The sequence below is a fragment of the Mucilaginibacter sp. P4_D1 genome (genome assembly GCF_056401935.1).
This window is the reverse complement of sequence record NZ_JBFUIJ010000009.1, coordinates 61,402-74,218: the sequence shown is the minus strand read 5'-3', so window position 1 is coordinate 74,218 and position 12,817 is coordinate 61,402. Positions and strand designations below refer to the sequence as shown.

Genomic DNA, 12,817 nt, shown 5'->3' with positions numbered 1-12,817 from the left:
ATCTTAATTCTTGCTTCTTCTTTAAAATACCCGGCAAAGCAACCCTTTCAAATACTCCCCCTCCGGGAAAGAAGCCCTTACGGGATGGTCTTCCGGCTGGTGGAACTGGTATATGAATTGCACCTGTTTACCGGCATCTAAAGCAGCCCATGCTATTACCTGTTTAAAGGTTTCCATATCCATAGCGCCCGAGCAGGAGTAAGTGGCAAGCAAGCCGCCTTCATTCAGTAACAGCATGCCCAGTCGGTTCAGATCTTTGTAAGCGCGTGACGCTCTCGTTAGGGCTGAGCGTGATGGTGCGTATTTAGGTGGATCGAGTACAATAATGTCAAACTTTTCACCATCGTCCCTGAATTTGCGGAGCTGAGTATTTACGTCGGATTTAATGGAGGTATGTTTATCAGCATCCAGTTTGTTAAGCAGGATGTTTTCCTTTAGCGTTTCAATGGCCAGGGCCGAGCTATCTACACTGGTTACAAATGCAGCGCCGTTTTTAAGGCTGTTTAGGGTAAAGCCGCCGGTATAGCAAAAGCAATCCAGTACTTTTTTGTTTTTGGCATAAGTGGCAACTACGTGGCGGTTATCCCGCTGATCGCAATAAAAACCGGATTTTTGACCTTCGGTGATATTGATGCCGTAAACCACATTATTTTCCAGCACCTCTACTATTTCGGGTGGCGGGTTGCCGGCTAATACTTTATTCTCGGTTTCGCCCATGCCCTCATGCGCCCGGGATGCTGCATCGCTTTTATCCGAGATACTTTCGGGGTTCAGCAGTTTTTGCAATTCGTCAATAATTACCGGCATCATACGTTCCATACCCGATGTAAGTACCTGCACCGCCAAATGCCCGGCGTACTTATCAACTATAAGCCCCGGCAGGTAATCCGATTCGCTAAAAACCAGGCGGCAGGTATTGGTGCCGTTTTCCAGTACATTGGCGCGGCTTTTAACTGCCATTGCCAATTTACTGCGAAACCAGTCGTCATTAATTTCAGCTGCCTCGTCCCATTCCAACAAACGTAAAGCAACCCTCGATTGATCGTTATAAAAACCAAAGGCCATAAATTCGCCTTTGGCATTAAGCAGGCGTACCACATCGCCATTGGCGGGCTTACCTTTTACTTTATCAATAGCCCCCGAAAATACCCAGGGATGCCTTTGTACAACAGCTTTCTCTTTGCCTTTACTTAAAACAACGTCAATCATAGGTGCAAAGGTAGCAAAAAGCTGAAAGCTCAAAGCCTAAGGCTAAAAGCTATGATGGCAACTGCACAATGCTTTTTGCTTTAAGCTTAAGACTTAAAGCTATGATAGCTGTTGCACGATGCTTTGAGCTTTTTGCTTTAAGCTGAAAGTTCAAAGGCTAAAAGCTATGATTGCAGCTATAAAATGCTTTCGGCTTTTTGCTTTAAGCTTTAAGCCCCATTAAACCATTCGTCATTTTATTACTCCAACACAATATTTTCCAATTAAAAACATTTGGTATCTTAGTATCCGAAACATAAACATGAGAAAAATTTACCTATTGGTAGCTACAGTGCTATTGGCATGTTGTAGCTATAAAAGCTATGCCCAGGTGCCCCGCATTCCTGAGGCCAGTTCTACGCAAACCATTATCCAGGATTTTGGCCTGGGTAAAGTAACCGTTACTTACTCGCGCCCAAATGTTAAAGACCGCAAAATTTTTGGCGGCATCATTCCCTGGGGCGAAGTTTGGCGCACCGGCGCTAACGCAGCCACTGTAATTACCTTTTCTGAAAAAGTTTTAATTGAAGGCAATAGTGTACCCGCAGGCAGCTACTCGCTATTTAGCATCCCCGAAAAAAATGAGTGGACTATTATATTAAACAAAGTAGTTAAACAATGGGGCGCCTACAGCTATAAACAATCAGAAGATTTTTTACGCTTTACAGTGAAGCCGATGCGCGTAAGCGAAAAACGCGAAACCTTTACTATGGCTTTTGCTAACTCAACCACCAAGTTTTCTGACCTGTACCTGGTTTGGGATCATACTTCGGTTATGATTCATTTACAAACAGATGATGACGCCAAAATAACCGCCAATATTGATGAGCTGATGAAAGGCGACCGGAAGCCTTACTATTTCAACGCCATCCAATATTACTACGAAAACAACAAAGATGTTGATAAAGCTTTAGGATGGGTTTACGAGGCCGAAAAAATTGAGCCCAAGGGACCCTGGTATAAACTATGGGAATCGCGCTTACTATTACGCAAAGGCGATAAAGCAGGCGCTATTGCAGCCGCCGAAGCGGGTATAGCGCTATCTAAAGCCAGTAAAGACGATGAATACGAACGTTTAAATAAAGAAGCGTTGGATCACGCGAAGGATTAAAGAGCCTCACCCAACCCTCTCCAAAGGAGAGGACTTTAAAAACACATATAAAAGGCTTTTTGCTTGATGCAAAGAGCCTTTTTCTAATCCCCTCTCGAGAGCTACAGGGTGTACACATCTTTTAGGAAAACCCCAGAGGGGTTGAATGTCGGTAGAAATAGATCAAAAATGGCTTTACGTGCCGTAGGTACGTCACTGTTGAACTTTTTTGGGCCGAATGAGAATTGATAATAGCGAAATTTAGTGGTTAGTTTCGTACCTACGGCACTAAAAGGGAAGGGCACTCAATTATTCTACCGATATTTCACTCCTAACGGAGTGGCTTTTCAAAATTACTATCTCATATAAAGATGTGTACACACAGTAGCTCTCGAGAGCGCGCGCGACGACATAGCGCGTAAGCAGGGGTGCGTTCTGGGTAGCAGATTTAGGTTGTCTCAGCAACAACCCTTTTTTTCCCAACCAACCTGTTCAACACCAGCCCCAAAATCATGACCAGGAAACAACCTATCGGGTTAAGCCACAGGTAAGCCACCGTTTTAGTTAGGCCTAAATAGATAATGGTAGCTTCGCTGATGATAGCGGCAATAAATACAGCATTGCCGTTTATGCGTTTCATATAAAAGGCTACCACAAATACGCCCAGCACGGTACCATAAATATATGATCCCAGCTGGTTTACCGCCTCGAGCAGGTTGCCCAGCTTGCTGGCATATAAGGCCATAATTACACACACTACCCCCCAAAATACCGTTGCCAGCCGCGAGGCATTCAGATAATTTTGGTCGGATGCATTCTTGTTTACGGTGCGTTTGTAAATATCAACCACCGTTGTAGATGCCAGCGAGTTTAACGCGCTGGCTGTTGAACCCATCGACGCCAGGAATATGATGGCTATCAATAGCCCCACCAACCCGCGCGGCAGGTATTGCTTTACAAAGGTCAGAAACACGTAGTTGGTATCGTTATCATCGGCACCAGCGTTGCTTTTCTTCATCACATCAATGGCTTGCTTCCTGATGTCTTTGGCTTGCTTATCGGCATTTTTAAGGGCGGCCTGGGCCTGGCTTACCTGGCTGGCATCTTTACTGTCAAAAGCCTTAATCAGGTCGTTGGTTTTGGCTTTTCGCTGTTCAAAGGCCTGGGTATATTGCTGGTCAAGCTGGTTGTATGCCGCGGCGTAGCTGCCTTTACGCACATTATCCACCTCGTAATTGTTAAAAAACATGGGCGGCCGGTTAAACTGGTAAAAGGCAAATACCAACACGCCAATCAGCAGGATCAAAAACTGCATAGGGATTTTGATCAGCCCGTTCATAATCAACCCCAGGCGGCTTTGCCCAATAGAGCTGCCCGTTAAGTAGCGGCCAACCTGGCTTTGATCTGTACCAAAGTATGATAGTTGTAAAAAGAAGCCCCCTATAAGCCCGCTCCAAACATTATAACGGTTGTCCCAGTCAAACTTCCAGTCAATAACGTTCATGCGGCCAAGCTTGCCCGCCATTTTTAGGGCATGCGTAAAACCAACACCTTTTGGCAGCAGGCCAACCACCAAAATTCCGGCCAAAAACATCCCCGCGAAAATGATGCTCATCTGCAGCAGCTGGGTATATGATACCGCTTTACTGCCGCCGTAAACCGTGTAAAATATCACCAGGCCACCTATAAACAGCGTGGTATAAACGGTATTGATGTTTAATATGGTTGATAATATAATAGACGGCGCGTAAATAGCCACTCCGGTTGATAAGCTCCTTAATACCAGGAACAAGAACGATGTTAGTGCCCTTGTCTTCAAATCAAAACGCTGTTCAAGAAATTCGTATGCGGTATAAACCTTCAGCCGGCTAAACATGGGTACAAACGTAACGCACAGCACAATCATGGCCAATGGCAGCCCAAAGTAGAACTGCACAAAACGCATCCCATCAGCATAAGCCTGGCCCGGTGCCGAGAGAAAGGTAATTGCGCTGGCCTGCGTAGCCATAACCGAAAAACCAACATGATACCAGGGCAACGATCGGTTGCCCATTAAAAACTGGTCGATATTTTTATTGGTGCCGCTTTTCCAGATGCCGTAGGCAACTATACCAAAAAGCGTGAGGGCTAAAACAATCCAGTCGGGTAAGCTCATTCAAAATATTTTGTAATGAGCCAAAATACAAAAACTAAAAAAACCAGCCATGCGGCTACTATGCCGTAAAACTGGTTCCAATTACTTATAAATGATGGTAAATCCGGATCAGATTTTTTCGCCACGGCCCCTAACCAAAACATTCAGGAAGAAAGCGGCAGTTAATAAGCCCAATACACCACCAACAACAATCCAGGTTAAACCTTTATCAATTATTGCACCTACAAATGCACCCGATACAAGCGCTACCAGGTAGTATATATAATCTAAATTTTCTTTTACTTCTTCTTGGTGTTTCATATTTGTTGTTTTGTAACCCCGCAAAAATAGGTGATTAATTGAATTTTAGCAACAGTTTATTTTGGTAGACATTAACATATCAAGGCAAAATCGAAAACAGATATCAATCCTTTAATTATTTGGCCTAGTTCCAGCTAAAAATCTTGATACTTGATACTTATTACTTACTACTAGAGTGGGCGTTGCCTGCGGCCCGGGTCATCCGCTCATACTGCACAGGCCTTATTCACATTGGCCGGTATCCGCTACTCCCCCTAACGCAAATCGCAGAAAGCTTGTTGTTTATCGTATTTAGTTCAAACTGGGCAATTTAGTTTTATCTGCCCCAGCACACAAAGAACATTCGAAAAGCGATCTGTGAAGACACAGATCGCGGAAAAAGAAAAACTTTGTGGCATCAACCCTGCTAATCAAAAAACTCCCCCTTCAGGGGGCTGGGAGGCTTCCTACCAAATCTTCACCCTTTTCTCAGGATCCAACCACATCTTATCTCCCTTTTTAATGTGGAAAGCTTCATAAAACTCCGGCACATCACTAAAGGGACCATTTACCCGCAAAAAGCCGGGAGCATGCACATCTGTTAGTATCTGGTTGGCTAATGCTTCGTCGCGTTCCTGCCCAAGCCAGCCAAGGGCGTAGCCTAAAAAGAAACGCTGCATAGGTGTAAGGCCGTTTATTAATTTACCCTCTTTATATTGTTTGGTCTTTTTAAAAGCGTCAATACCTAATACAATCCCGCCCAAATCGGCAATATTTTCGCCTAAACTGGCTTTGCCGTTTACGTGCAAACTATCAAGCACTATATAACTGCTAAACTGGTCGGCCAACATAGTGGCCCGTTTGGTAAACCTCACCGAGTCGGTTGGTGTCCACCAGGTTTTCAGATTGCCTTTGGCATCAAACTGGCGGCCTTCATCATCAAACCCGTGGGTAATTTCATGACCAATGGTTGATGCAGCTACATAGCCGTAAGCTACGGCATCGTCAACCTCGCTGTCTTTTACGCCGGGAATGGTAAACTGCGCCGCCGGCAGTGTTATTTCGTTGTTCGACGGGCTGTAGCTGGCATTATAGGTTTGCGGTGTCATTCCCCATTCTGTGTGGTCAACCGGTTTGCCCAGCTTGTTAATATTAACCAGGTAAGCCCAATGCCTGGCGCGCATAACGTTGCCCGCGTATGATTCCCTGTCCATCACCAGTGTCGAGAAATCTTTCCATTTGTCAGGATAACCCACTTTGGGGTGAATGGCGTTCAATTTCACCAGCGCCTTTTGCTTGGTTTCGGGTGTCATCCAATCCAGTTTGGCAATATGCTCACGATAAGCCTGCCGGATAGCCTCAACCATATCTGTATAACGCTGCTTGGCCGTAACCGGGAAATATTCCTTTACAAACAAAAAGCCCAGGGCTTCGCCCATTAAACCATTTTCGGTATCCAATACCCGCTTCCAGCGGGGCAGCTGTTCTTTACGGCCCGATATTACCTTGCCGCCAAAACGGAAACTTTCATCGTCGGCCGCCTTATTAAGATACGGCGAGTAGGATGAAATGAGTTTCCAGCGCAGGTAGGCTTTCCAATCCGCCGCCGGAAATGTTTTTAATGCTGTATTCAAAGCCCTGTAATATTCCGGCTGCCCAACAATTACCGAATCTACAGGCTTCAGTTCCATGGTTTTAAAAACCGTGTTCCAGTTAATATCCGGCGTAAGCGCGTTCAACTGTGCCAGTGTCATTTTGTGGTAGTTGGCATAAGGGTCGCGTAGTTTCTCCAGCTTACGGCTGCTATCGGCCAAAAACTTTTCAATCTTAAAAATACTTTCGGCACCGGCTTTAGCCTGTTGCTCATCATAGCCGGTAAGTTTGAGCATAGTTGGCAGGTGGTTAGTTGTATAGTCGGTGCGGATTTTAACCGTGCGGGCGTCTGTTTTAAAATAATAATCGCGGTTTGGCAGGCCTAAACCTGCCTGCCCCAGCTGCAACATCATTTTAGCACTGTTTTTGGCATCCTGCCCAACCCGCGCACCAAATACGTTGCGGGTGCCTGTAGTACTTAATACAGCCGCGGCATTTAAAATTGAAGGCACATCATTGGCCTGGTCTATCAAGGCTAATTGTGCTTTTAATGGGTCGATGCCACGTTTTTCAATATTTACGGTATCTAAACCGGTAAAATAAAAATCGCCTATTTTTTGGGTGGTTGTGCCTTTAGGGGCGTTGGCGGCCAAAGCATCCTCATTAATTTTTTTCAACCTGTCGCGCAATTCTTCTGATACCACGTTGCCAATTCCCCAACTGGAGTAGGCTGCCGGGATAGGGTTGCGCTTAAGCCAGCCGCCATTGGCGTATTTAAAAAAATCGGCACCGGGGCTAACCGACTGATCCAGGTTATCAAAAACAGGATCGTTTGGTTTTGCTATATATGCGCTTAATGCCATTGTAGTTAGCACAGCACCGCCTAAAATAAATTTTTTGTAAGTTTTTGTCATGCAGAAAACGTTTGCATCAAATTTATCAAAAAAACAAACGCCTTATTAAAAGGCGTTTGTAACAGTGTTGTGTAAATATATTTCGCATGCAAATCAAAAGCTCCCCCTTCAGGGGGCTGGGGGGCTTCGTTTTTACCAAATCTTCACCCTCTTATCCGGATCAAGCCACATTTTATCTCCTTTTTTAATTCCAAACGCCTCATAAAACTCGGGCACATCGGTAAAGGGGCCGTTTACGCGCATAAAGCCGGGGGCGTGTTCGTTGGTTAATATCTGGCTTTGCAAGGCTTCCTGCCTGTCTTGCCCCAGCCATCCCAGGGCGTAGCCTAAAAAGTAGCGTTGCAGCGGGGTAAACCCGTTGATGGTTTTACCTTCTTTATACTGGTCGGTTTTTTTGAACGCATCAAGGCCAATTACAATACCACCCAAATCGGCAATATTTTCGCCTTGCGTGGCCTTGCCGTTTACGTGCAGGCCGTAAATAGTATAGCCATTAAACTGGTTAATCAGCATTTGCGCGCGCTGGGTAAACTTAACCGAGTCCTGGGGCAGCCACCAGGCTTTCAGGTTTCCTTTAGCATCAAACTGCCGGCCCTGGTCGTCAAAGCCATGTGTCATTTCGTGGCCGATGGTAGATGCGGCTGCGTACCCGTAAATGATGGCATCGTCAATATTCTCGTCTTTAAAACCCGGTATGGCAAAAATACCTGCGGGCAGTACAATTTCATTATTTGATGGGTTGTAATAGGCGTTGTAGGTTTGCGGCGTCATCCCCCATTCGGTACGGTCAACAGGTTTGCCCAGTTTTGATGCGTTAAACTTGTGCTGCCAGTTGTTGGCACGCATCATGTTTAGCGCAAGCGGGCCGCGGTCAATCTCCAGGGTCGAAAAATCTTTCCATTTATCGGGGTAACCAACCTTTGGCATTACTTTGCTCAGCTTGTAGTATGCTTTCTCTTTGGTTTGCGGGCTCATCCAGTCAAGCTTTTCAATATGCTCCTTAAAGGTTTCGCGCATGGCCTCAACCAGTTTTACATAGCGTTCTTTTGTTTTTTCGGGAAAGTACTCTTTTACAAATATCTGCCCAAGCACTTCGCCCATTACACCATTTTCCAGGTCAAGCACCCTTTTCCAGCGTGGCAATTGTTCCTTGCTGCCATAAAGCACCATCTCATAAAAACGAAACAGTTCCTGGTCAAATGGCTTACTCAGGTACGATCCGAAAGAGGTAACCAGGTTTTTACGCAGGTAATTTTTCCAATCGGCAATGCTGTAATCATGCAAAGCCTTATTTAGGGCGCGGTAATATTCGGGCTGGCCAACAATCACGGTATCCACATCCTTATAGTCCATTTTTTTGAACGTGGCTTTCCAGTCGATATCCGGTGCCAGTTTGCTTAAACCGGCCAGCGTCATTTTGTTATAGTTATGGTAAGGGTCGCGCAAATCTTCCAGCTTACGGCTGCTATCGGCAAGGGCCGTTTCAAGGGCATAAGTTTGTTTGGCGGCGGCAGCGGCAGCATCAATAGGCAAGCCACTTAGCCTGAATATTGTTGGCAAATGCGTTAACTTATAATCGGTACGGATGGCAACACTATGCGCGTCGGTATTAAAGTAATAATCGCGGTTGGGCAAACCGATACCCGACTGGCCCAACTGCAACATTATTTTATCGCTGTTTTTACTATCCTGCCCGGCATAGGTACCTAATGGTGTAGTTACGCCTATACCATCCAGGTGGGCAAATTCCTCAATAAGGCCTTTTACATCTTTAATATCCTCAATCTTTTTCAGTTCATCATTAAGCGGCGTAATGCCCCGCTTTTCAATATCAACGGTATCCATACCGCTGTAATAAAAATCGCCTATTTTTTGGGTATTGCTGCCTTTGGGCGCATTGGCTTTTAGTGCGTCTTCATTAATTTTTCTCATCCGGTCGCGCAGTTCCTCCTGTACCACGTTGCCTATCCCCCAGGCCGCGTAGGCTCCGGGAATGGGGTTCTTTTTTAACCAGGTACCATTGGCGTATTTAAAAAAGTCGTCGCCGGGTTTCACACTGGTATCCATGTTTTTAATCACGGGGTCGTTGTCGGCATAAATTTTTGTCTTGTCTTTACAAGCCGGAAGCAGCGCAATTGCGATGAGCCCGCTCAACAACAGGGCAGGTGTAGTGTTTTTGATCATCTGTTTGTTTGGGTGTATGTAAAAAAATACAACGATTGTATTGAATAATAGAATTTAGGACAGCGATTTTATTAAAACTGGCAGCTTTTAATAGATGCCCTGAAAAAAACCGGCCAATGAAACATCAAAATAATAACAAACTTTTCGGAGGGTATCCAGCCTGATATCAATTTTTCCAGACTCCAACCGGGCAATATTAATATTGGTTTCGGTAAAAAACTTCTCCTGGGTAACCTGGTTTTGCCGCCTCAGGTTCTTGATCTGTAGTGCAATTTTCTTTTTAAAAGCCTCGTCAGAAGTGCTAAGGTATTCAAAATCAGTAAGTAGCATAAAAAATAAGATTAATTTTAAAATTTATCTTTAGTAGGGGCTCAAAAAATAATTTAGCGTTTGATTATTAAAGTTCGTAAAAAATATCGGATTAAATAATTGAGACGTAACTATTATTTATTGCCAATAATTATCAAAATAATAAATACTGGCAATAAATTTGTTTAAAACAATTCGCCCTGCATACGATCTGTGAAAAAAAATTAAATCACCTACCTGTGAAAAACTTTTTTTGAATTCTCAGACGCCCAAGTTGAGATTTTTTGTTCTTTGTTTTGGGTTTAATCAATAGTTTAAATTAATTAGGGGAAAGGGAGCTTCAAAAAAGGCTCTCTTTTTTTTATATTCAATATTTTACTATGCATGCATAGTAAATTGTTATATTTAGCTTTTTATTATACTATGCTATTTGAATTTACAGAAGAGCAACTGATGATTAAGCAGGCTGCCCGAGATTTTGCCCAAACAGAATTAAAACCCGGCGTTATTGAGCGTGATGAACATCAGCAATTCCCGGCTGAGCAAATTAAAAAGCTGGGCGAGCTTGGTTTTTTAGGGATGATGGTTGCCCCGCAATATGGTGGCGGCGGCATGGGTGCTATATCTTATGTACTGGCGATGGAAGAGATCTCGAAAATTGATGCTTCTACGGCAGTGATCCTTTCGGTAAACAACTCGTTGGTTTGCAATGGACTCGAAAAATTTGGCAACGAATTTCAAAAGGAAAAATATTTAATTCCTTTGGCTAAGGGCGAAAGCATAGGCGCGTTTTGCCTGTCGGAACCGGAAGCGGGCTCAGACGCGACATCGCAACACACCACCGCTATAGATATGGGCGACCACTATTTGCTTAATGGCACCAAAAACTGGATTACAAACGGCAGTTCCGCCTCAACTTACCTGGTAATGGCGCAAACCAATGCCGCCAAACGGCACGACGGCATTAACGCGCTTATTGTTGAAAAAGGCATGAAAGGTTTTACCGTTGGCCCAAAAGAAAATAAAATGGGCGTGCGCGGTTCAGACACTCATTCTATTATGTTCGATGATGTTAAAGTACCTAAAGAAAACCGCATTGGCGATGAGGGCTTCGGATTTAAGTTTGCCATGAAATTATTGGAAGGCGGGCGCATAGGTATAGCCGCGCAGGCACTGGGGATAGCATCCGGCGCTTATGAACTTGCCTTACAATACTCCAAACAACGCAAGGCCTTTGGTAAAACCCTGGCCGATTTGCAGGCTACGCAATTTAAACTTGCCGATATGGCTACCGAAATTGAAGCAGCGCGCCTGCTTTGCCTGAGGGCTGCCTGGTTAAAAGACCATAACCATCCATATGCGCAGGCCAGTTCGATGGCCAAACTTTTTGCATCAGACGTAGCCATGCGTACCACCGTTGAGGCTGTTCAAATTCATGGCGGCTATGGCTTTGTAAAAGAGTACCATGTGGAGCGCATGATGCGCGATGCCAAAATAACCCAGATTTACGAAGGCACATCAGAAATTCAGCGGATTGTAATTTCACGCGAGATATTGAAATAATTGCCTAAATTTCATACTTTTGATAGTCTATTAATTTGGTAGACATTTTTATTGCAGTATGAAATTAAAACCCATCATAGCAACTTTATCATGCGCCCTGTTTATACAGGCAGCATCGGCACAAACCAAACTTAAAACGGGTGTATGGCGCGGAGCGCTAAGTACCAAATCGGGAAACGAGATTCCGTTTAACTTTGATGTTAAGGATACCGCCGGTAAACAGCAATTGGCTATTATTAACGGCGCCGAAAGGTTTAAGGTTACCGATGTTGCTACCGTGGGCGATTCTGTTTTTATACACATGCCGCTCTTTAACTCGGAATTTAAACTAAAGCTGGATGGCGATAAGTTAACGGGCAACTGGATAAAGCACCTGGCAAGCCAGGATGTTTTAACCCCATTTGCAGCTACGCCCAATACTACCTGGCGTTTTTTGAAAGCACCCGAAAAACCGGCTTATAACGTAGGCGGCCGATGGTCGGCCATTATTGGCGAAGGCGAAGGTGCCGATACCACGGTGGGCGAGTTTAAACAGGTTGGCGCCAAACTAACCGGCACGTTTTTAACCACCACCGGCGATTACCGCTACCTGGAAGGTATTGTGGCCGGCGATAAGCTGTTCCTGTCTTGCTTTGATGGTGGGCATGCCTACACCTTTACAGCAACCATTAAGGATGATAAAACGCTTACCGGCGGTAAGTTTTACGCAGGCTACTCGGGCGTGCAAAGCTGGGCCGCTGTAAAAGACGCCAATGCAAAATTGCCTGACGCCTACTCGTTAACCGCGCTTAAACCCGGTTTTAAAAAAATAGATTTTTCGTTTAAAGACATTGAAGGCAAAACAGTTTCCCTGCAGGATAGCCGGTACAAAAACAAAGTGGTTATTGTACAAATATTAGGTTCATGGTGCCCCAATTGTATGGACGAGACTGCTTACATGGTTAATTACTACAAAAAATACCAGCGCAAGGGGGTTGAGGTGGTAGGTTTGGCGTATGAACGCAACAGCGATTTTGCCAAATCGCAAAAGGCTTTACAGCAGGTAAAAACCCGCTTTAACGTACCTTATGAGTTATTAATAACCGGCTATACCAGCGATAAAGCCGAAACATCCAAAAGCCTGCCCATGCTATCAAAAGTAGTTGGCTTCCCTACAACCATCATCATTGATAAAAGCGGTGATGTTCGCAAAATACACACAGGCTTCAGCGGGCCGGGTACAGGCGAGTATTACAAAGAGTTTATCAATGAATTTGAGAAACTGACTGATGATTTGCTGGCCGAGGCCCCGCAGGCCGCTAAAGGGGGAGCTTTTTGATTCGCAGCTTCGCCACATATAGTTGATATTCTGTATATATAGAATGCCCGGCTAAAAAGCCGGGCATTTCTGTTACTTGAGTTTTTCAAGTCTTTGCGCCTTTTCTTCTTACTGCCTTCGCGTGAAATAAGTCATCCTTTTTTACGCCCCTTTTTTATTTGAGT

9 protein-coding genes are annotated in these 12,817 nt (G+C 44.7%); 3 read left to right on the top strand and 6 right to left on the bottom strand.

Annotated features, from left to right (window positions below):
* Window positions 1-21: 21 nt before the first annotated feature.
* Entirely contained in the window at window positions 22-1,209 is a 1,188-nt protein-coding gene (locus AC1DV1_RS10775; RefSeq protein ID WP_477358617.1) for a class I SAM-dependent rRNA methyltransferase, read from the bottom strand.
* Between the two features lie 301 nt (window positions 1,210-1,510).
* On the opposite strand from AC1DV1_RS10775, the gene AC1DV1_RS10770 reads away from it, so the two are divergent.
* Window positions 1,511-2,359: a DUF2911 domain-containing protein gene (locus AC1DV1_RS10770; RefSeq protein ID WP_477358615.1), complete on the top strand. Its 849-nt coding sequence runs from the start codon at window positions 1,511-1,513 to the stop codon at window positions 2,357-2,359.
* 427 nt (window positions 2,360-2,786) lie between these two features.
* Here the strand turns inward: AC1DV1_RS10770 and AC1DV1_RS10765 are convergent, their stop codons facing one another.
* From AC1DV1_RS10765 to AC1DV1_RS10745, 5 genes are all read right to left on the bottom strand, one after another.
* Complete coding sequence (locus tag AC1DV1_RS10765; RefSeq protein WP_477358612.1) at window positions 2,787-4,493, bottom strand: sodium:solute symporter family protein; 1,707 nt, start codon at window positions 4,491-4,493, stop codon at window positions 2,787-2,789.
* A 108-nt stretch (window positions 4,494-4,601) separates the two neighbouring features.
* A complete protein-coding gene (locus tag AC1DV1_RS10760; RefSeq protein ID WP_147055220.1) occupies window positions 4,602-4,793 on the bottom strand; it encodes a hypothetical protein in 192 nt (63 codons plus the stop codon).
* A gap of 446 nt (window positions 4,794-5,239) precedes the next feature.
* Complete coding sequence (locus tag AC1DV1_RS10755; RefSeq protein WP_477358610.1) at window positions 5,240-7,279, bottom strand: M13 family metallopeptidase; 2,040 nt, start codon at window positions 7,277-7,279, stop codon at window positions 5,240-5,242.
* A 132-nt stretch (window positions 7,280-7,411) separates the two neighbouring features.
* A complete protein-coding gene (locus tag AC1DV1_RS10750; RefSeq protein ID WP_477358608.1) occupies window positions 7,412-9,463 on the bottom strand; it encodes a M13 family metallopeptidase in 2,052 nt (683 codons plus the stop codon).
* A gap of 87 nt (window positions 9,464-9,550) precedes the next feature.
* Window positions 9,551-9,793, bottom strand: a complete 243-nt coding sequence (locus AC1DV1_RS10745) for a helix-turn-helix domain-containing protein (RefSeq protein WP_477358606.1) — start codon at window positions 9,791-9,793, stop codon at window positions 9,551-9,553.
* Window positions 9,794-10,195: 402 nt separating this feature from the next.
* On the opposite strand from AC1DV1_RS10745, the gene AC1DV1_RS10740 reads away from it, so the two are divergent.
* Window positions 10,196-11,335: an acyl-CoA dehydrogenase gene (locus AC1DV1_RS10740; protein WP_477358604.1), complete on the top strand. Its 1,140-nt coding sequence runs from the start codon at window positions 10,196-10,198 to the stop codon at window positions 11,333-11,335.
* Between the two features lie 58 nt (window positions 11,336-11,393).
* Window positions 11,394-12,653, top strand: a complete 1,260-nt coding sequence (locus tag AC1DV1_RS10735) for a peroxiredoxin family protein (protein WP_477358602.1) — start codon at window positions 11,394-11,396, stop codon at window positions 12,651-12,653.
* Window positions 12,654-12,817: the final 164 nt, after the last annotated feature.